This window comes from Rhodococcus sp. BUPNP1 (genome assembly GCF_002215235.1).
Classification (GTDB): Bacteria; Actinomycetota; Actinomycetes; order Mycobacteriales; family Mycobacteriaceae; genus Rhodococcus.
Genome location: NZ_NERM01000013.1, coordinates 138934 through 159221 on the forward strand (window position 1 = coordinate 138934; position 20288 = coordinate 159221).

Genomic DNA, 20288 nt, shown 5'->3' on the forward strand with positions numbered 1-20288 from the left:
GGGCAGAGACGAGTCTAAGCCGCGCGAGGCTCCGCGGTGACCACGGCACGCTGACGACGGGCCCGCACGAGCGCGTCCGTGCTGTACACCGCCAGTGCGATCCAGATCAGGACGAAACCGATCCACCGCGAGGCGGGCATGTCCTCTCCGAGCACCACCACACCCCACGTCATCTGCAGGCTCGGCGTGAGGTACTGCAGCATGCCGAGTGTCGCGAGCGGGACCCGTTGTGCGGCCGCGCCGAAGAGCAGCAGCGGTACTGCGGTCACCAGGCCCGCCGACACGAGCAGGGCGGTGTGATCGATGCCGTGCCCGAGGAAGGTGCCGGTGCCGGTCACCGCGAGGAAGATCACGTACCCGAGCGCGAACGGGGCCGCGACGATCCCCTCCCCTGTGAGGGAGGTGCGCGGATCGAGCGGCACGATCTTCTTGATCACCCCGTAGGACGCGAACGACAGCGCCAGGGTCAGGGCGATGATCGGCGGTCGGCCGTAGTCGACGGTGATGACCACCACCGCGCACACCGCGAGCACCAGCGCCGCGATCTGCGCCGGCCGCAGTCGTTCCCGGAAGAACAGGACACCGAACACCACGCTGACGAGCGGGTTGATGAAGTAGCCGAGCGCGGTCTCCACGACCCGGCCCGAGACGACGCCGTAGATGTAGACGCCCCAGTTGACCGCGATCGCGGTGGACGCGGCGGCGACCAGCCCCCAGGTGCGGGCGGACAGGCCGCGCAGGGTGCCCAGGCGTCCCATGACGCCGAGCACGATCAGCATGAGCACGAGGGTCCACAGCACGCGGTGCGCGAGGATCTCGACGGCGCCGGCGGGTTCGAGCAGACCGAAGTAGGCGGGGAACAGTCCCCACAATCCGTAGGCGCCCAGACCGCACAGCACCCCCGTGCGCACGATGTTCCGCTGCCCCGAGTCGTTCCGTTCCCCCGAGTCGCCCTGTTGCCCCGAGTCGCTCACCGGCTCACCCTACGGCGCCACCGTTGCGCTGTCGTTTCGAGACACCGTCGTTTCGAGACACCGCTGTTCGAGACACCGCCGTTTCGGGACGGGATCGCACCGCGCCTTCACACCTCCCCGTCGTCCGGTCCGGGCACGACCGTCTCGACGTGGGTGGGCAGCAACGGGGTCACCGCGAAGCGTCCGGCGATCGCGTCGGCGGGCAGGACCTCCACGGCCCGCACGTCCGGGGCGTCGGCGACCGCCCGGAACTGTGCGGGAGTGCCACGGAGCACCGCCGCGACGACACAGTCGCAGCCGTCGGCGAGTCGCTGCGCGGAGGCCGCCCCGACCCGCGCGGCGCGTTCGGTCCCGAACTCCACCAGGCTCAGCCGGCCCGCGGCGACCGAGGGGGCACGACGCACCGCCTCCGGGTTCTCCGGCACCGCGACCGGCACCAAGGGTGTCTGGACGCGGTCGATCGGCACACGGAGGAGCACCTGCGCCACGCGCATCTCGTCGGTGAGTTCGACGACCCGGTCGATGCCGACGGTGTCGGTGAACGACACCAGTCCCCAGTGTTCGAGGTCTCCGTCCGCCTCGGCCTCGGTCAGGCTGTCCGCCGCCCGTGCCAGATAGTCGGCGACCACTTCCCCGTTGTCGGGGCCGAGGGTGTCGCTGCCGACCGGGGTCGGCCGCGGCGGTGAGGTCCACCCGGCGACGAGCACGGCGACCACGAGAACGACGACCGCCGCCCAGGGCAGGACTCGTCCCATCGGTCAGGCGTTGCGCAACACGGCGAGCGCGTGTTCGAGATCCGGCGGGTACTTGCTGGTGATCTCGACCCAGTGCCCACGCGTGGGGTGCGAGAACCCGAGGGTGCACGCGTGCAGCCACTGCCGTTCGAGACCGAGACGCGCCGCGAGACGCGGGTCGGCTCCGTAGGTGAGGTCGCCGCAGCAGGGGTGACGTAACGCCGAGAAGTGCACCCGGATCTGATGGGTGCGACCGGTCTCGAGGTGGATGTCGAGCAGGCTTGCGGCCTGGAACGCCTCGATCGTGTCGTAGTGCGTCACGCTGGGCTTGCCGTCGGCGGTGACCGTGAACTTCCAGTCGCTGCTGCGATGGCGGCCGATCGGTGCGTCGATGGTGCCGCTGCTCGGATCGGGATGCCCCTGGACGAGCGCGTGGTACCGCTTCTCGACCGTGCGTTCCTTGAACGCGCGCTTGAGGACGGTGTAGGCACGTTCGGACGTCGCGACCACCATGACGCCGGAGGTGCCCACGTCGAGCCGGTGCACGATGCCCTGGCGTTCGTGGGCGCCGGACGTGGAGATCCGGTAGCCGGCGGCGGCGAGGCCGCCGATCACCGTCGGTCCGGTCCAGCCGACGCTCGCGTGGGCGGCGACACCCACGGGCTTGTCGACCGCGACGATGTCGTCGTCGGCGTAGAGGATCTCCATGCCCTCGACGGGCTGGGCCTCGATGGTCAGGGGGCGGGGCGGCTCGGGCAGTTCCACCTCGAGCCAGGAGCCGGCGGACAGTCGGTCGGACTTGCCCACCGCCGCGCCGTCGACCACGACGGCGCCCTCCTCGGTGAGCGTGGCGACCACGGTCCGGGACAGACCGAGCAGGCGCGCGAGGCCTGCATCGACACGCATCCCGTCGAGCCCGTCGGGTACGGGCATCGCGCGGGTTTCCCTCACTGGTGTGATTCCTTTCTCGTTTCGTCCGCATCCGGCGCTGCGCCCCGACCCTTCGAGGCACCACCGTCGGGTTCGACGCCGAAGACGGTCAGGGCCACGAGCAGGATCGCTCCGCACACGATGGCCGAGTCGGCGACGTTGAACACCGGCCACCATCCGACCGACACGAAGTCGACGACGTGGCCCTGCAGCGGTCCGGGCGAGCGGAACAGACGGTCGGTGAGATTGCCGAGCGCTCCCCCGAGGACGAGGGCGAGGCCGAGTGCCCACCATCCCGATCTCAGGGTCCGGCCGATCTTCACGACACCGACGACGACGGCGATCGCGACCAGCGTGAGCAGCCAGGTCATGCCCGTGGCCATGGAGAACGCGGCACCGGGATTACGGACGAGTGTCAGGGTGACCGTGTCGCCGACGATCGAGATCGGGTCGGCGGGGTCGATGTAGTGGACGGCGAGCACCTTCGTCACCAGATCCGCGACGTAGACGACGAGCGCCACGAGCAGCAGCGGCCGCAGCATGCGCCGGCCGATGGACGGGGACGGCTCGTCGGCACGACCGGGAACCGGCGTCTCCGCGTCGCGGTCGGGTCGGGAAGCTTCGTTCGTCACCGCTCCATCATCCCCTACCGGACGACCGCGGCGGTTCCCCCACCCGTCGTGGCTACCCTGGGTGGCGTGCCTGCGCTGTCCAGATTCCCCCGCTCGGGGCCGTGTGCCCTTGCGGCTGTGCTGTCCCTCTCCGCTCTCGTCGCCGGTTGCGGTGGTCCTTCGGACGGCGCGCCCGCCGTCACGGCGGCGACATCGACGGAGGTGACGGTGCCGGTGTCGGCAGTGACCACGACGGTGCTCGACCCCGGCGCCGAACCCCGATCGGTGGTGCGGCTCGCACCCGAGGCGGGGGTGCAGCAGGGCGTCGTCCTCACCACCCGGTCCGAGGTCTTCCAGCGCGTCGGCGACGACCCGCAGCAGGATTTCTCCACTCCCGAGCTGACCCTTCCGCTCGCGGCGACGGTCGAGCAGGCGGTCTCCGACGAGGATCCGAGCACTGTGGTCGACATCACCGTCGGATCGGCCACGTCGCCGGACGAGACGCTCGGCTCCGCGCTGGCCGATGCCGAGGGTTCCGGAGCCGGACTGACGATCGGGCCGACCGGCGCGATCAGTGCGCTGCGCCTCGAGCCCGCTCCCGATGCGGCGAACATCGCACGGTCGGCGATCGAGCAGGCGTTCTACCAGGCCGTCTACCGCATCGTCTCGTTCCCGGAGGAAGCCGTCGGTGTCGGCGCCGTGTGGGAGATCCACCAGCAGGTGATGAGCGCGGGGATCACCCTCGACCAGGTCGGGACGGCGACGCTCGTCGAGCGGGACGACGACCGCATCACGGTCGACGTGAGGGTCGAACAGACACCGCGCGAGTCCACCTGGGTGCTGCCGAACGGGCAGGGCCGTCTCGACATCGAGCAGTACACGATGGCCGGTGAGGGGTCGATGACGATCGACGCGTCGCTCCCCCTGCCCGTCGGCGGAGAACTGACGGTGCGGGGCGATCAGACCTACGTCGAGCCGGACGGCGGAACACGCCTGTCGCAGTCGCAGGTCGACCGGGTGGGCTGGAACACCCCGGAGCAGTAGTCCGGGAGACGGACCGACGAACGCCGACGGCCGGCGCGGACATTCCGCGCCGGCCGTCGGGTCGTTCGGGACGAGTACTACATCACGCGCAGGCCGGGGACTGCAGCTGCGCCATGTTGATGACGATGGAGCACGCGTAGTCCTTCGACACCTTCCAGGTGCCGTCCTCGGCGACGAAGTCGACCGTGCCGAAGGACGGCTGGTCGCTGCCCGCGAGCGCCATCTCGACACCGGCGGTGATCGTGCCGTTCTCGTTGTCGGTCACGTCGACGACGTTGACCTGCACACCGGCGTCGTTGGCCGCCTGGGCGACCATGTTGATCAGCTCCGGATCCTCCTCGGCGCCCTGGACCAGGTCGGTCTTCTCGGCGGCCGGGACGCTCAGGTCGAAGGCGCGCGCGAGATCGGCGTTGAGCTCCTCGACGGTCGGCACCGGCGGGTAGTCGACGGCCGGAGCCGCGGCGGTCGTGGTCGTGCTGGTCTTCGCGGTCGTCTCGGAGGAGCTACCGCCGTCGTCCGAGCTGCAGGCGGACATCGTGAGGGCGGCGGCGAGCGCCACGGTGGCGACGGTGATCTTGCGAAGCTTCAACTTCTCGTCCTTCTCGTTCGGTCGTGCACGATGTGTTCGTCGTGCTCGGTCATCCGGCAGCGGATCGCCCGCAAGAGTACCCGGCGGTAGTAAGAAGACCATGAGGGCGCCGGGAACATGTTTCAGTTCAGGCTCGCGAGCGGATCGGCGACAGTGAGGTCGGGATCGTTCTCGTCGAGCGTCCGCGCTGGTCCCGGACCCGTGCTGCGTGTCTCGAAGCGGACGGTGACCACACCGTGCCCCGCACCCTGCACCCATCCGTGCCCGAATTCCGGATGGCAGACGTCGGCGCCCGGCGTCCACCGCGTGGCCGGTCCGCTCGCCGCGACGAGCTCCTCGTCGTCCTCCTCGGCCGGCCCGGTCTCCTCGGTCGTCGTCCGGTCCAGTTCGGGGAACAGGGTGTCCTGCGCGATCGCGGACAGACCCGCATAGCCCACCCCGACGAGCCGGACGGGACCGATCTCGAGGGGATCGAGCGCGAGGCGCTGGGCGGCGGCGGTGAGCACCTGCACGTCCTCGGTGGCGTAGGGCAGGGTCGACGACCGGGTGAGCACCGACATGTCGGCCTTACGCAGCTTGAGCACCACCGTGCGGGCGGCACGCCCGTCCTTGCGCAGGCGCGTGTGCGCGGCGGTCGCGGACGCGGCGATCGCCCGTCGCAGTCCGGGCATCGCGACGATGTCCGTGGGGAAGGTGGTCTCGGCGCTGACCTGTTTCGCCTCGGCGCGTTCGGCGACGGGCCGGTCGTCGAATCCGTTGGCGAGCCGGTGCAGTCCCGGCCCGATGGTGCCGCCGAGGATCGACGCCGCCTCGGCGACGGGCAGCGCCGCGAGATCTCCGATGGTCTCGATACCGAGTCGCCGCAACCGGTCCTCGGCCACCGGACCGATCCCCCACAGCTTGCGCACCGGCAGGCTGTGCAGCAACGGGAGTTCGCCTTCGGGCCGGACGACGAGCAACCCGTCCGGTTTCGCGAGACCGGATCCGATCTTCGCGATCTGCTTACCCGATCCGGCTCCGATGGAGGCGACGAGACCTGTTTTGTCCCTGACGTGTTCGCGTAGCTCCGAACAGAAGCGTTCGACCTCGTCGGCGTCGGCGTCGGCCAGTTCGAGAGGTTCGGCGAACGCCTCGTCGAGCGAGAGGGTCTCGAGGATCGGGATCCGGGCGCGCAGGGTGTCGAAGACGAGTCCGCTCAGTTCGCGGTAGAGGATTCCGCGCGGAGGCAGCACGACCGCCGCCGGTCCGACGAGGCGGCGTGCCCGGCTCATCGGCATGGCCGAGCGCGCACCGTAGACGCGGGCCTCGTAGCTCGCGCCGGCCACCACCCCGCGGGCACCGAGCCCACCGACGAGGACCGGCCGGCCCCGCAGGGTCGGCCGGGTCAACTGCTCGGCGGACGCGAAGAACGCATCGAGATCCAGGTGCAACACCCAGCGCCGACTCACGGAAGCGGGCACGTGTCGAGACTAGTGCGCCGCACCCACACGTCCGGTGGGAGGCCGCAGGTCGGTGCTTCCGGAAGGGCACTCGGCCCTTCCGGAAGCACCGGCCCGGTCACGCCTTGACGATGGACGCGCGGGTTCCTTCGCCGAGTTCGATCGCCTCGCCCTCGGGGGCACCGAGTTCGAAGGTCGTGGCGAGGATCTCGCCGGCGATCAGATCCCGGTGGCGGGCAGCCCATTCGGCGCGTTCGGCGGGAACCTCGAACCGCACCGAGATGCGGTCGGAGACCTCCAGGCCGAGGTTGCGGCGCGCGTCCTGGAACTCGCGGATGCGGTCCTTGGCCCAACCCTCGGCCTCGAGTTCCTCGGTGACGGTCGTGTCGAGGACCACCAGGCCGTTGCCACCCGGCAGCGCGGCGGTGGATTCCGGCTCGGCCGCGACGAGACGGCTGGTGTACTCCTCGGGCAGCAGGGCGATGCCGGCCGCGGTGACCGTGCCGTCCTCCGCCTGCGTCCAGTCGCCCGCCTTGACGGCCTTGATGACCTTCTGCACGTCCTTGCCCAGACGCGGACCGGCGGCACGCGCGTTGACGACCACCTCGAACCGGCCGTGGGCCTCGACGTCGTCGGTGGTCACGACCCGCTTGACGTTGACCTCGTCCTTGATGAGGTCGACGAACGGATCGAGATGCGACGAACCCGGCGTCGCGACCGTCACCTCGGGCAGCGGCAGCCGCACGCGCAGCTTCTGGGCCTTGCGCAGCGACAGCACGGTCGAGCACACACCGCGCACCTCGTCCATCGCCGCGACGAGCGCGGGATCCGAGGGCAGGTCGTCGGCCGCAGGCCAGTCCGCCAGGTGCACCGACCGGCCACCGGTCAGACCCCGCCAGATCACCTCGGAGGCCATCGGCAGCAACGGCGCGGCCAGACGCGTGACGACCTCGAGCACCGTGTGGAGGGTGTCGATCGCGTCGGTGTCCTCGTCCCAGAACCGGTTCCGGGAGCGGCGCACGTACCAGTTGGTCAGCGCGTCGCAGAAGGTGCGCAGCTCGTCGCACGCCCCGGCGATGTCGACGGTCTCGAGTGCCTCGGTGATGACGTCGCGGGTCTGCGCGAGCTTGGCGAGGATGTACCGGTCGAGCACGTTCGTCGAATCGGTCCGCCAGGTGCCCGGCTTCGACGCGTACAGCTGCAGGAAGCTCCATGCGTTCCACAACGGCAGCAGCGCCTGCCGCACGCCCTCGCGGATGCCCTGCTCGGTGACGACGAGGTTTCCGCCGCGCAGGATCGGCGAGGACATGAGGAACCAGCGCATCGCGTCGGAACCGTCGCGGGCGAAGACCTCGTTGACGTCGGGGTAGTTGCCCTTCGACTTGCTCATCTTCAGGCCGTCGTCGCCGAGGACGATGCCGTGGGCGGCAACGCATTTGAAGGCAGGACGATCGAACAGCGCGGTGGCCAGGACGTGCAACGTGTAGAACCAGCCGCGGGTCTGGCCGTTGTACTCGACGATGAAGTCGCCCGGGTAGTGGGTGTCGAACCAGTCGCGGTTCTCGAAGGGATAGTGCACCTGGGCGAACGGCATCGAGCCGGACTCGAACCAGCAGTCGAGGACCTCGGGGACGCGACGCATAATCGACTTCCCGGTCGGGTCGTCGGGATTCGGCCGGGTCAGTTCGTCGATCATCGGCCGGTGCAGGTCGGTGGGCCGCACACCGAAGTCGCGTTCGAGTTCGTCGAGCGAACCGTAGACGTCGACGCGCGGGTACTCCGGGTCGTCCGAGACCCACACCGGGATCGGGCTGCCCCAGTAGCGGTTACGGCTGATGTTCCAGTCGCGGGCGCCTTCGAGCCACTTGCCGAACTGACCGTCGCGGATGTGCTCGGGCACCCACGTGATCTGCTGGTTGAGCTCGACCATGCGGTCGCGGAAACGGGTGACGGCGACGAACCACGACGGCACCGCCATGTAGATCAGCGGCTGACCCGACCGCCACGAGTGCGGGTAGGAGTGTTCGATGGTCTCGTGCCGCAACAGCTTTCCGGCGGCCTTGAGGTCCTTGATGATGACCGGGTTGGCGTCGAAGACCTGCAGACCCTCGTAGGGCGGCACCATCGAGGTGAACTTGCCGCCCGGATCGAGCGGCTGCACGAGCTCGATGCCGTTGCGCTGGCAGTACTCCATGTCCTCTTCACCGAAAGCGGGTGCGAGGTGGACGATTCCGGTACCGGACTCGGTGGTGACGTAGTCTGCGGCGATCACCCGGTGCGCGTTCTCGCGGCCGGTGAAGAAGTCGAACGGCGGCTCGTAGGCGAGGCCGACGAGGTCGGTGCCGCGGTAACGGCCGAGCACCTCGGGCTCCTCGCCGAGTTCGCGGGCGTAGTGGCCGAGACGATCCTGCGCGAGCACGTAGGTCTTGTCGTCGGCGCCGCGCACGGCGACGTACTCGATCTCGGGGTGCACCGCGATCGCGAGGTTGGACGGCAGGGTCCAGGGCGTGGTGGTCCAGATGAGCGCGCACGCGCCGTCGAGTTCGGAGCCGGGTGCGCGCAGCACCATGTCGACGGTGACCGCCGGGTCCTGACGCATCTTGTAGGCGTCGTCGAGGCGGGTCTCCTGGTTCGACAGCGGCGTCTGCTCGTACCAGCTGTAGGGCAGCACGCGGAAGCCCTGGTAGATCAGGCCCTTCTCGTACAGCGACTTGAACGCCCACATGACCGACTCCATGAAGTCGAGGTCGAGGGTCTTGTAGTCGTTGTCGAAGTCGACCCAGCGGGCCTGACGGGTGACGTAGTCGCGCCACTCACCGGTGTAGCGCAGTACCGACTGCTTGCAGTAGGCGTTGAACTCGGCCAGACCCATCGAGTCGATCTCGGACTTGTCCTTGATGCCGAGCTGCTTCTCCGCCTCGAGCTCGGCGGGCAGGCCGTGGCAGTCCCAGCCGAAACGGCGGTCGACCTTCTTGCCGAGCATGGTCTGGAAGCGCGGGACGACGTCCTTGACGTAGCCGGTGAGCAGGTGCCCGTAGTGCGGGAGGCCGTTCGCGAAGGGCGGGCCGTCGTAGAAGACGAACTCGTCGGCGCCGTCGCGGTTGCGCAGCGAGGCCTCGAAGGTGCCGTCGGAGGCCCACTGTGCGAGCACACGCTCCTCGAGCGCCGGGAAGTCGACACCCGAATCGCGCGGCAGATCGTAGTCGACGCGCGGATATCCGGCAGTACTGCCGGCGGTTGCTGCGGTGGGATCCGGTGCAGCGTGGTTCTCGGTCACAGCGTGGCTCCTCCGTGCCTGGATACGTCTCGGCACGGGGACGATCGCCGTGCGCGTGCACGGCCACCGCGGTACCACCCCGCTTGCACGTCCCGAGGGACGGCCACTCGTTCGGGCTGTGACGGGCCCACCCGTCCGGTTCTACTGGGCGACCGGCAAGGTCGCCGTTCTTCCGGAGGCTCCCCGGTGATGGCCGGATCGACGCCGCCCGCGATCGCGGGATCGAGCTTCACGCTCGGTGATGCATATTGTAGGACGCTTCAGCGATCCGACGAATTCCGGTCGCCGGGACGCCGACGCGGTGCGCGTCGACCGGGACGTCCGCCCGAGGTGCCGGCCTGCCCGACGGAACGGGGATCGGCCCACTCACCTTCGGCCGAACTCCGTCCGCCGAGCGCGCTCGCCAGCAGGAGCACCGCTCCCACGACGCACACCGCGATACAACCCCATGCCCAGAGCACCGAACCGGTCATCAACGCGATCACGAGAAGACCGAATCCGACAGCTGCGAGTACCAGCGTGACGACGAGCACGACGCTCCTCCTCTACCGAGGTACAGCACCAGGCCGTACAGCACCAGCCGGAGAGACCGTCGGTCAGCTGTTGCCCTTCGCGAAGGACGACGATCCGAACGACGACGACGAGTTGGACTGGTTGAACACTTCCTGTCCACCGTCCACCGGAACGGCGGAACCGCGCTGCTCGAGCTCTTCGAGCTGCGACTCCAGGTAGGACTTCAGGCGCACTCGGTATTCGCGCTCGAACGTCTTGAGCCGCTCGATGCGCTCCTCCAGCACCGAACGCTGCTGGTTGATCGTGGCCATGATCTCGGTGTGCTTCTTCTCCGCGTCCGCCTGCAGCGCATCGGCCTTCTCCTTGGCCTGACGCAGCTGGGTCTCCGAACGGGTGCGCGCATCGGCAAGCATCGCGTCGGACTTCTGCCGCGCGTCGGCGATCATCGCCTCGCTGCGGGTGCGGGCGTCGGAGACGAGCTGCTCGGAGTTGGTCCGGGCGTTGCGCACGAGCTCCTCGGCCTCGGCCTTGGCGTCGCCGGTGAGACGGTCGGCCATCTCCTGCGCGAGTCCGAGGACCTTGGCGGCCTGCATGCTCGCGTCGCCGCTCGACGGCGCCGCGGCGACCGGGGCGGGTGCCGGAGCCGGCGCCGGAGCGGGTTCCGGCTTGGGTGTCTCCACGACACGTGCGGGTTCGGGTTTGGACGGGGCCGCCGGCGCGGACGACGACGCGCTGCGCGGCGCCTTCTTGGCCTCGGCGAGCTCCTGGTCGAGTTCGGCGACCCGCTGACGCAGGTCGGCGTTCTCCTCGATGAGGTTCGTCAACTCCTGCTCGACGAGATCGAGGAAGGCGTCGACCTCGTCCTCGTTGTAACCACGCTTCCCGATCGGAGGCTTGCTGAACGCGACATTGTGCACATCAGCTGGTGTCAGCGGCATGGAAGGATCCCTTCACGCGTCGAGTAAGCGGTCAAGCAGGCGTTCTGAGTAATCGACAGTGCGTTACGCGTATCAAAACCCACTGTATATGGCACTCCATTGTGGCACACGGCAGCTCCGGGACGGCCCGACACGACGTCGGACACAGGCATCATGCTGCGCCGCCCCTGGGCAGGAATGCCATGAGGAAATACACGATGAACAGCAAGACCATGATGGACAGATCGAGCCGTACACCACCGAGATTGAGCGGCGGAATCAGTCTCCGCAGCAGCTTCACCGGCGGATCCGTGACCGTGAAGATCGCCTCGAGAACGACGACCACGAAGCCGGACGGCTTCCACTCCCGCGCGAAGGTTCTGATGAACTCGACGATGATCCGTCCGATCAGCAGAAGCCAGAAGATGAACAGCAGGAACCACAGCACCTCGAAAACGGCCACCTGCCCACAATGCCCGACGATGACGGGTCGATCAAAACCGAAACGCCCGGCCTGCAGTGATCTGCATCATGGCCGGGCGTGTCGGGACGCTCGAGGGACAGCGGCGGGCATGCGGCGACGGACGTGCCGTGTGCACGCCTGCGCAGCGCGCGTCGACTACTACTGGTTGTAGAAGCCGGTCTCGGCGATACGCCGACGTTCCTCGGCGGAGACGTCGATGTCGGCGGGCGAGAGCAGGAAGACCTTCGTGGCCACCTTGTCGAACGAACCGCGCAGCGCGAAGGCGAGCCCGGCCGCGAAGTCGACGAGACGCTTGGCGTCGGCGTTGCTCATCTCGACGAGGTCCATGATGACCGGCGTTCCGTCGCGGAAACGCTCACCGATCGTGCGCGCCTCGCTGTAGTCGCGGGGGCGCAACGTGGTGATCTTGGACAACGGACCTCCCTCGTCGAAGAGCGCACCACGCCGGGGCTCGGCACGCTCGAGCCGGCTCTCGGCCGTCAGTGGTGCACGGCTGGGAACCGCGCGGGCCGGGGTGGGCGCCGGACGGGGGCTGCGGGCCGTGATGGGTTCGACCCGCGGGCGCGGTGCCGGCTCGTACCGGTCGAACTCGTCGTGCTCGAACTCGCGAACCGGTTCCTCGCGGTGCGACGGGGCGTACTCGTCGCGGTGCGACGGCGCGTAGCCGCCGTAGGTGGCCTCGCCGTAGTCGCGATCACGGTCGCGGCGGCCACTCGCCGGATCGTCGAGGTACTCGTCCTCGTAATCCTCGAGCGGCACCATCCCGAAGTACGCCTTGAACTTGTGGAGTGTGCTCATCGATCGCCTTTCCCTCGCGCGGCGGATGTCATTCAGGCTAACGGTCGATACCCCAAGACCGCCGTTCCGACACGCACGCACGTCGAACCCCATCGAACCGCGTGTTCGAGGTCACCCGACATGCCGGCGGACAACTCCGCCGCCGCCGGGTGGTCCTGCAGAAACCGGGCGTGCATGTCGTGCAGCTGCTCGAATGCCCGCTCGGGCTCCCACCCGAGCGGCGGCACCCCCATCAGGCCTCCGAGTTCGAGGACCTCGGACGCGGCGACCGCCTCGGCGAGGGCGGGAAGATCCTCGGCGACCACGCCACCGCGCTCCCGATCGCCGTCGAGGCTGACCTGCAGCAACGCCCGCAGCGGGGCGGTGCGTTCGCCGGCGTCGAGGGCGGCCCGCACCCCCTTCTCGAAGGCCTGCACGAGACGGAGACTGTCGACCGAGTGCACCGTGTGCGCCCAACGGGCGACGGCACGGGCCTTGTTGCGCTGCACCCGCCCGATCATGTGCCACTCCACCGGCGCGTCGACGCTCTCCCGGAACTCGGCGATCTTCGCGCTCGCCTCCTGCTCGCGGGACTCGCCGAAGCATTCGCATCCCAGCTCGTGGAGGAGCACGGCGTCGGAGGCGGGAAAGAACTTGGTGACCGTCAGCAACGCGACGTCCGACGGATCACGTCCGGCCGCGCGCGCCGCGGCGTCGAGCCGCTCGCGTACGGCGGCGAGACGTCCGGCGAGTTCGTCGCGCCGCTCCTCGGAGGTGGGGGCGCTCACGCCGTTCCCTCCTCGCCGGCCTCCTCGAGCCAGACGACCGAGGCGAACCGACCCGTGGGTGCCGAGCGCCGGTGGCTGAACAGAGAGGTGTCCTCGATCGTGCAGCGCGGATCCTCCACCACGGCGGTCACGCCGTGATCGGCGAGCTGGCGGCGCAGTCCGGCACGCAGGTCGAGTCCGGGAGTACCGCGGTTCGTGCGGGTCGCGCTGCCGGGCAGGTGTGCCTCGACATCGGCCCTCATCGCCGCGGGCACCTCGTACTGCCGGCCGCTCGCGGCCGGTCCGAGCAGCGCGCCGATGCGATCGGGGCGGGCGCCGAGATCGACCATGACGTCGAGCACGCGCGGGAGGATCCCGATGCGCGCCCCCACCCGGCCGGCGTGCACCGCGGCGATCACCCCGGCCACCTCGTCGGACAGCAGGATCGACACGCAGTCGGCGCTGAGGGTCACGAGCGCGAGCCCGGTCTCGCGGGTGACGAGCGCATCGGTGGCGGGAACGGGTCCGGACACCGGCCCGTCGACCACGGTGACGTTGCGGCTGTGGATCTGTTCCATCCAGACGAACCGCTCGGGCGGCAGCCCGATGACGGACGCGAGCCGCCGCCGGTTGGCGGCGACTGCGGCCGGATCGTCACCGACGTGGTCGGCGAGGTTGAAACTGTCGTACGGAGCTGCGGACACCCCGCCGGCTCGTGTGGTCACGACCCGGCGGGCGCGCAGCAGGCGGTGCGGAGCCGTCAACGGCGCATGAAGATCGGCACGTCGACGTCGTCGTCACCGTCGTCGTCGATGTCCACGCTGCGAGGTGCGTTGCTGCCTCCGGCCGGCGGCTGGTTGCCGACGGGGGGCTGCTCACGCACGGGGGTGGGTTCGACGGGCTCGCGCTCGGGACGGCCGAGTTCGCCGGCACGCGCGACGCCGATCGCACCGGGCCGACCGGTCGGCTGCTGCTGTTGCTGGGGCTGCTGCTGCGCCTGTCCCGGCTGCTGCTGACCCACCTCGACGGGACGACGGGTGGGCGTTCCGCCCTCGAAGCCGGCGGCGATGACGGTCACGCGGACCTCGTCGCCGAGCGAGTCGTCGATGACCGTGCCGAAGATGATGTTGGCGTCGATGTGCGCGGCCTCCTGCACGAGCGAGGCGGCCTCGTTGATCTCGAACAGGCCGAGATCGGATCCGCCGGCGATCGACAGCAGAACACCGCGCGCGCCTTCCATCGACGCTTCGAGCAGCGGCGAGTTGATCGCGGCCTCCGCGGCCTTGATCGCACGACCCTCACCGCGCGACGAGCCGATGCCCATCAATGCGGAGCCGGCACCCGACATGACGCCCTTGACGTCGGCGAAGTCGACGTTGATCAGACCCGGGGTGGTGATGAGGTCGGTGATGCCCTGGACACCGTTGAGGAGCACCTCGTCGGCGGAGCGGAAGGCGTCCATGAGGCTGACGGCGGCGTCGCCGAGCTGGAGGAGCCTGTCGTTGGGGATGACGATGAGCGTGTCGCAGGACTCGCGCAGCGTCTGGATGCCGGTGTCGGCCTGGCTGCCGCGGCGCTTGCCCTCGAAGGAGAACGGACGCGTGACGACACCGACGGTGAGCGCGCCGAGCTTGCGGGCGATGCTCGCGACGACGGGAGCGCCGCCGGTACCGGTTCCACCACCCTCGCCTGCGGTCACGAAGACCATGTCGGCGCCCTTGAGCACCTCTTCGATCTCGTCCTTGTGATCCTCGGCGGCCTTGCGGCCGACCTCCGGGTCTGCGCCGGCGCCGAGTCCGCGGGTCAGTTCGCGGCCGACGTCGAGCTTGACGTCGGCATCCGACATGAGCAGGGCCTGCGCGTCGGTGTTGACGGCAATGAACTCGACTCCCTTGAGTCCCTGCTCGATCATGCGGTTGACCGCGTTCACGCCGCCACCGCCGATACCGACGACCTTGATTACGGCGAGGTAGTTGTGCGGGGGCGTCATGTGCTCTCGCCTTCCTGAAGTTCCGGGTGGTGCATGGTGTCCGGGTGGTGCTCGGGTCTGGGTGGTGCTGGGTCTGGGTCTGGCTCGATGTCGGTCACGTCCGCCGGTCGGGCGGACGGCTCCGCAGCGCGCTGCCCCGACAAACCCTCAACCACAGCTTGAAGGTTATGTCAAGTAACGCGACTGTCCGAAACGCTATGGCACGGGTACCGGGATTAGCCAGTAGACGCGCCGGACACGCCGGACGAATTTCGTCGATCCCTCACCTCACCGTCGGCAGGTCGGGACTCGCCACGTCGAATCGCTCCCCCGGCTGCGTCAGCAGCGGGCCGACGACCGCCGCCTTCCGCTCGGAACGATCGGTTCCGCCCCACACCACGACACGCCCGTCGGTGAGGACGATCGAGATGTCGGACGGGGAGGGCGCTTCGATCGTCTCCACCTGCACGCGCAGCTCGGGCGGCAACCTGTCGAGCACCTCCACGGCGGCGCGGGTCGCGGGATCGCCGGTGCCCGGCGTCGGGGTGACGAGGCGGGGAGTGAACATCGGAGGCGGCTCGACCGCGAAGTCGACCCCCTCGATGTCGACCGAATGGGTGCCGTCGGGGGCATCGAAGAAGACCATCGCCTCACGCTCGGTCACCGTCACCCGCACGGTGGAGGGATAGACCCGCTGGACCCGGACCGACGCCGCGCGCGGAATCGTCGCGACCCGCTGGGCCGCCGCGGCCGTGTCGACCCGGAGCAGCGGAGTGCCCTCGGCGACCGCGAGCGCGTCGACCACCTCGTCGTAGGTGACGACCTCGATCCCGTCCACCTCGATCACTCGCACGGACAGCAACGGCGACAACCAGGCCACCGCGATGCCTCCGAGGAGCACCGCCACGACAGCCGCCCCGACGAGCACGGTCCGCAGGCGCACCGACCGCCCGGACGGGCGCCGGGCGGTGCTGCGTTCGCGGGCTTCGTCGGGCTCACGGGATTCGCGTGACGGTCGCCCGCGACGGCGGCGTGACGAGACGGCGGCGGGCGTCACGAGCCGATCGGCTCCGGTCCGGAACCGCCGGGTGCGCGGAATCCGCCGGGCTCGGGAACCGCCCCGGCCGGACGGAAACGACCCGGTTTGCTGTGCAGCGCGTCGAGGATCTGCCGCCCCAGCATCGTGACGTCACCGGCGCCCATCGTGATCACGACGTCGCCCGGCCGGGTCAGGCGCGCGACCTGCCGGGGCACCGCGGACAGATTCGGCTGGTAGTGCACCGGCTTGCTCACCGCCCGCGCGACCAGCGCACCGCTCACCCCGGGGATCGGTTCCTCCCGGGCGCCGTAGACGTCGAGCACCACGACCTCGTCGGCGAGGTCGAGCGCCTGCCCGAACTCGGTGGCGAACGCCTCGGTGCGCGAGTAGAGGTGCGGCTGGAAGACGACGATCACGCGAGGTCGTTCGGTGCCGGTCTCGGTGTAGCGCAGCGGCTCTCCGGCGACGAGTTCGGCCGCGGCCGCGAGGACCGCGCGGACCTCGGTGGGATGGTGGGCGTAGTCGTCGAACACCCGCACGCCGTGTTCGCGGCCGGTGTACTGGAACCGCCGGTGCACACCGCCGAAACCGGCGAGTCCCTCCAGCGCCTCGTCGACCTGCGCTCCCGCTTCGAGCGCGGCGAGCAGCGCAGCCAGAGCGTTGAGCGCCATGTGCCGGCCGGGGACGGACAGTCGCACGGTGCGCGGCGAATCCTCACCCGCGAGGTGGAACTCGGCGACGCCGCCGACGTCCTTGGCCTCCCAGCCGAGCAGCCGCACCCCGACGGGAACGCCGCGGTGGTCGCCTGTCGTGCCGATGACGTCGGCGGTGCCGTAACCCTGCACCCGCAGGTCGTCTCGGCCGAGGGCGACGACGCGTTCGGCGAGGGCCGCCGAGCCGGGATCGTCGAGGCACACGACGAGCAGGCCGCCGGGCGCGATGCGGGCGACGAACTCGTCGAAGACCGCCGTGTACGCCTCCGGCGTGCCGAAGTAGTCGAGGTGATCGGCCTCGATGTTCGTGACGATCACGGTGTTCGGATCGTACTGCAGCAGCGAGCCGTCGCTCTCGTCGGCCTCGGCGACGAAGACGTCCCCGCTGCCGTGATGCGCGTTGGTCCCGGATTCGTTGAGTTCACCGCCGACCGCGAAGGACGGATCGAAGCCGCAGTGCTGCAACGCGACGACGAGCATCGACGTCGTGGAGGTCTTGCCGTGGGTGCCCGAGACCAGGAAGGTGCGGTTCCCTCGCATCAGCGAGGCGAGGACCGCGGGGCGCAACAGGATCGGGATGCCCCGCTCGCGGGCGGCGACCAGCTCGGGATTGTCCTTCGGGATGGCCGCGAACGTCGTGACCAGGGCGGTGGGGCCACCCTCGAGCAGGTCGAGCGCCTCGGCGGCATGGCCGATGCGGACCTGCGCACCGCGGGCCCGCAGGGCGAGCACACCGCGGCTCTCCTTCGCGTCGGAACCCGACACCTGTCCCCCACGGGCGAGCAGGATCCGGGCGATGCCCGACATCCCGGCACCGCCGATACCGACCATGTGCACCCGCTCGAGTTCGGCGGGCAACTGCGCACTCATCGTTCACTCCTGTTCGGTTCCACTCCGGCAACCTCGAGCACTATGCGCGCCATCTCGTCCGCGGCACTGCGGTGACCGGCGGCCGCGGCGCTGCGCCCCATCTCCACGAGTCTCCGCTCGTCGCCGAGCAACGACACCACTTCCGTGGCGACATAGTCCGAACTCAGGTCGCCGTCGGCGACGATCCTGCCACCACCGGCCTCGACGACGGGCCGGGCGTTGAGTTCCTGTTCACCGTTCCCGTGCGGGAGCGGCACGTACACGGCGGGCAGCCCCACCGCCGAGACCTCCGCGACCGTCATGGCCCCGGACCGGCAGACCACCGCGTCGGCGGCGGAGTACGCGAGGTCCATCCGTTCGAGATAGGGCACGGTGACGTACGGGGCGCGGGCGTGACCGGGATGGGCGGGGATGTCCACGGTGTTCTTCGGTCCGTGCGCGTGCAGCACGGCGATGCCGGCCTCCGCGAGCGCCGCGGACGCGCCGGCCACGGCCTCGTTCAGCGAGCGGGCACCCTGCGACCCGCCGAACACGAGCAGCACGGGCACGTCGTCGGGCAGACCGAAGTGCCGTCGTGCCTCCGCGCGCAGCCCGGCGCGGTCGAGACCGGTGATCGACGAGCGGACCGGGATCCCCACGATCTGCGCGTCGCCGCGCCGGACGATGCCCGAGCGCGGGACGGCGGCGAGCACACGCTCGGCCCGCAGGGCACCGATCCGGTTGGCGATGCCCGCGCCGGCGTTGGCCTCGTGGACGACGACCGGGATGCGCCGGCGTCGACACAGCGGACCGGCGCCGGCTGCGAGATAGGCGGGCAGCGCCACGTACCCGCCGAAACCGACGACGACGTCGGCTTCGACCTCGTCGAGGATCTGCCGGGTGCGGCGCACCGACGAGACGACCCGGCCCGGCAGCTTCAGCAGGTCCGTCGTCGGCTTTCGGGGCAGCGGCACCGGTGGGATGAGTTCGAGAGGATATCCGCGGCGCGGCACCAGCGTCGTCTCGAGTCCCCGTTCGGTGCCGAGCGCGGTGATCCGCGCGTCGGGCACGAGTGCGCGGACGGCGTCGGCCACCGCGAGCGCCGGTTCGATATGACCGGCCGTGCCGCCTCCGGCCACCACCACCGACAGTGCCGGCCTCTCCCCACTCACCTACGGTTCCCTCTCTCTCCGCTTCGTCCGTTCGATCCGCGTGTCGTGCGGTTCGTCTGCTGACGGCCCCGGGCCGGTTCGCGCGCGGGTTGCGCGCGCCGGGCCCGGCCGGTCCCCTCCCGGGGTTGCGTCCGGCCCGCCGATCCCCGGCGGTCCTGCGCAGCTCCCCGTTGCCGCTCGTTCGGCGCCGGGGTCTGCCGCTTTCGCGAGCCCCCACCACCCGCCGCGGGGCGGGCACTGCGCTCGGGGACCGCGGCCCGTGCTCGTGGCTGTCGTGCTGCGACCGTACGCGCCGCCGAGGAACGACCGGCCCGGTAGGCCTCCGGCTTGCGCAGGCGCAACAACCGGGCGAACCGGCCGTCCTGTCCCGCGTGCAGTGCCGCGATCGCTTCGGGTTCGTGTCTGGCCGCATTGGCGATCAGACCGAACATCAGCAGGGTGGTGGCCGTCGAGGTGCCACCGGCCGACACGAGCGGCAGCTGCAGGCCGGTCACGGGCAGAAGTCCCACGACGTAGCCGATGTTGATGAAGGCCTGGCCGATGATCCACGTCGTCGCAGTCGCGGTGAACAGGCGCAGGAAGGGGTCGGCCGAGCGCATCGCGATCCGCAGTCCGACATAGGCGAACAGACCGAACAGGCCGATGACGGCCACTCCGCCGAGGAAGCCGAGTTCCTCACCGATGATCGCGAAGATGAAGTCGTTGTGGGCGTTGGGCAGATAGCTCCACTTCGCGCGGCTCTGGCCGAGCCCGCGACCCCACAGGCCGCCGTCGGCGAGGGAGAACTTCGCCTGTCGCGCCTGGTAACCGGCGCCCTGCGGGTCGTCGCCGGGGTTGAAGAAGGCCCGCACACGCTGCGAGCGGTAACCGGCCGTCAGGGCAAGGATCACCGCGAGTGTGGCGGCCGTGCCGACGATCCCGAGGAACACCTTGAGCGGCAGGCCCGCGAACCACAGCAGGGCGAGCACGATGATCACGATCGACACGGTGGTGCCGAGGTCGGGCTGGAGCACGATCAGGCCGGTCACGAGCAGGGCGGCCGGGACGAGCGGGACGAGCATCTCGCGCAGCGTCGAGTTCTCGCCGCGCCGGGACGCGAGCAGGTGCGCGCCCCATACGGCGAGCGTGATCTTGGCGATCTCCGCCGGCTGCAGCGAGATACCGGCGATGACGAACCAGCCCCGGGTGCCCTGCGAGACCGTACCGATGCCCGGTATGAGCACGAGCACGAGCAGCACGACCGAGAACGCGAACGCCGGGAAGGCGAAGCGTCGCATCACCCGGACCGGGATCTGCAGCGCGATGTAGAAGATCACCATGCCCAGGACGGCGAAGATCACCTGGGAGGTGAACAGTCCGTAGGCCGATCCCGCCGCGGCCACCGCGCCGACGCTCGACGACGACAGCACCATGACGAGGCCGAGCACGGTGAGCAGGACGGCGATCGTCACCACGAGATGGAACGACGCGAGCGGTCGCGCCATCCAGGC

Annotated in this window: 19 protein-coding genes; 1 reads left to right on the top strand and 18 read right to left on the bottom strand. The window is 69.9% G+C overall.

The genetic code is table 11. The features are described 5' to 3' along the window. Positions 1–14: 14 nt before the first annotated feature. From rarD to lspA, 4 genes are all read right to left on the bottom strand, one after another. Complete coding sequence (gene rarD / locus B9C99_RS15300; protein ID WP_026061060.1) at positions 15–914, bottom strand: EamA family transporter RarD; 900 nt, start codon at positions 912–914, stop codon at positions 15–17. Positions 915–1081: 167 nt separating this feature from the next. Then, complete coding sequence (locus B9C99_RS15305) at positions 1082–1729, bottom strand: hypothetical protein (RefSeq protein ID WP_016691815.1); 648 nt, start codon at positions 1727–1729, stop codon at positions 1082–1084. Positions 1730–1732: 3 nt separating this feature from the next. Then, positions 1733–2641, bottom strand: coding sequence for an RluA family pseudouridine synthase (locus B9C99_RS15310; protein WP_016691814.1), 909 nt, complete (start codon positions 2639–2641; stop codon positions 1733–1735). 14 nt (positions 2642–2655) lie between these two features. Then, complete coding sequence (lspA, locus tag B9C99_RS15315; protein ID WP_016691813.1) at positions 2656–3270, bottom strand: signal peptidase II; 615 nt, start codon at positions 3268–3270, stop codon at positions 2656–2658. A 66-nt stretch (positions 3271–3336) separates the two neighbouring features. On the opposite strand from lspA, the gene B9C99_RS15320 reads away from it, so the two are divergent. Then, positions 3337–4293, top strand: a complete 957-nt coding sequence (locus B9C99_RS15320) for a hypothetical protein (RefSeq protein WP_253250089.1) — start codon at positions 3337–3339, stop codon at positions 4291–4293. Positions 4294–4375: 82 nt separating this feature from the next. Here B9C99_RS15320 and B9C99_RS15325 read toward each other — a convergent pair whose 3' ends face one another. The 14 genes from B9C99_RS15325 to ftsW all read right to left on the bottom strand — a co-directional run bounded on the left by B9C99_RS15325 (position 4376) and on the right by ftsW (position 20282). After that, complete coding sequence (locus tag B9C99_RS15325) at positions 4376–4882, bottom strand: hypothetical protein (RefSeq protein WP_006554127.1); 507 nt, start codon at positions 4880–4882, stop codon at positions 4376–4378. Positions 4883–5004: 122 nt separating this feature from the next. Then, positions 5005–6315 carry a DNA polymerase IV gene (locus B9C99_RS15330; protein ID WP_088898461.1) on the bottom strand — a complete coding sequence of 437 codons (1311 nt, stop codon included), beginning with the start codon at positions 6313–6315 and terminating at the stop codon, positions 5005–5007. A 124-nt stretch (positions 6316–6439) separates the two neighbouring features. After that, positions 6440–9598 (bottom strand): isoleucine--tRNA ligase, encoded by a 3159-nt coding sequence (gene ileS / locus B9C99_RS15335; protein WP_088898462.1) that lies wholly within the window; start codon positions 9596–9598, stop codon positions 6440–6442. Between the two features lie 260 nt (positions 9599–9858). Next, complete coding sequence (locus B9C99_RS15340; protein WP_088898463.1) at positions 9859–10131, bottom strand: hypothetical protein; 273 nt, start codon at positions 10129–10131, stop codon at positions 9859–9861. Between the two features lie 63 nt (positions 10132–10194). Then, positions 10195–11049 (bottom strand): DivIVA domain-containing protein, encoded by an 855-nt coding sequence (locus tag B9C99_RS15345; RefSeq protein ID WP_016691808.1) that lies wholly within the window; start codon positions 11047–11049, stop codon positions 10195–10197. Positions 11050–11200: 151 nt separating this feature from the next. After that, the gene (locus B9C99_RS15350) at positions 11201–11491 is read right to left on the bottom strand and encodes a YggT family protein (RefSeq protein WP_006554132.1); all 291 of its coding nucleotides are present in this window, start codon (positions 11489–11491) and stop codon (positions 11201–11203) included. A gap of 159 nt (positions 11492–11650) precedes the next feature. After that, the gene (locus B9C99_RS15355) at positions 11651–12310 is read right to left on the bottom strand and encodes a cell division protein SepF (protein ID WP_088898464.1); all 660 of its coding nucleotides are present in this window, start codon (positions 12308–12310) and stop codon (positions 11651–11653) included. Between the two features lie 32 nt (positions 12311–12342). Beyond that, a complete protein-coding gene (locus B9C99_RS15360; protein WP_088898465.1) occupies positions 12343–13077 on the bottom strand; it encodes a YggS family pyridoxal phosphate-dependent enzyme in 735 nt (244 codons plus the stop codon). Further along, on the bottom strand, positions 13074–13820 hold the full coding sequence (gene pgeF, locus B9C99_RS15365; protein ID WP_088898466.1) for a peptidoglycan editing factor PgeF: 747 nt from the start codon (positions 13818–13820) through the stop codon (positions 13074–13076). The genes B9C99_RS15360 and pgeF overlap by 4 nt, the downstream gene beginning before the upstream one ends. After that, positions 13817–15046 carry a cell division protein FtsZ gene (gene ftsZ / locus B9C99_RS15370; RefSeq protein ID WP_088898467.1) on the bottom strand — a complete coding sequence of 410 codons (1230 nt, stop codon included), beginning with the start codon at positions 15044–15046 and terminating at the stop codon, positions 13817–13819. The genes pgeF and ftsZ overlap by 4 nt, the downstream gene beginning before the upstream one ends. Positions 15047–15308: 262 nt before the next feature. Beyond that, a complete protein-coding gene (locus B9C99_RS15375; protein WP_088898480.1) occupies positions 15309–15968 on the bottom strand; it encodes an FtsQ-type POTRA domain-containing protein in 660 nt (219 codons plus the stop codon). Positions 15969–16078: 110 nt separating this feature from the next. Then, positions 16079–17647, bottom strand: coding sequence for a UDP-N-acetylmuramate--L-alanine ligase (gene murC / locus B9C99_RS15380; protein ID WP_016693806.1), 1569 nt, complete (start codon positions 17645–17647; stop codon positions 16079–16081). After that, positions 17644–18798 (bottom strand): undecaprenyldiphospho-muramoylpentapeptide beta-N-acetylglucosaminyltransferase, encoded by a 1155-nt coding sequence (gene murG / locus B9C99_RS15385; protein ID WP_088898468.1) that lies wholly within the window; start codon positions 18796–18798, stop codon positions 17644–17646. The genes murC and murG overlap by 4 nt, the downstream gene beginning before the upstream one ends. Then, entirely contained in the window at positions 18795–20282 is a 1488-nt protein-coding gene (gene ftsW / locus B9C99_RS15390) for a putative lipid II flippase FtsW (protein WP_088898481.1), read from the bottom strand. The genes murG and ftsW overlap by 4 nt, the downstream gene beginning before the upstream one ends. Positions 20283–20288: the final 6 nt, after the last annotated feature.

Coding starts and splice junctions, on each gene's coding strand:
- B9C99_RS15305 (WP_016691815.1), bottom strand. CDS start 1,729: ATGGGACGAGTCCTGCCCTGGGCGGCGGTCGTCGTTCTCGTGGTCGCC.
- B9C99_RS15310 (WP_016691814.1), bottom strand. CDS start 2,641: ATGCCCGTACCCGACGGGCTCGACGGGATGCGTGTCGATGCAGGCCTC.
- B9C99_RS15345 (WP_016691808.1), bottom strand. CDS start 11,049: ATGCCGCTGACACCAGCTGATGTGCACAATGTCGCGTTCAGCAAGCCT.
- B9C99_RS15355 (WP_088898464.1), bottom strand. CDS start 12,310: ATGAGCACACTCCACAAGTTCAAGGCGTACTTCGGGATGGTGCCGCTC.
- ftsZ (WP_088898467.1), bottom strand. CDS start 15,046: ATGACGCCCCCGCACAACTACCTCGCCGTAATCAAGGTCGTCGGTATC.
- murC (WP_016693806.1), bottom strand. CDS start 17,647: ATGAGTGCGCAGTTGCCCGCCGAACTCGAGCGGGTGCACATGGTCGGT.
- ftsW (WP_088898481.1), bottom strand. CDS start 20,282: ATGGCGCGACCGCTCGCGTCGTTCCATCTCGTGGTGACGATCGCCGTC.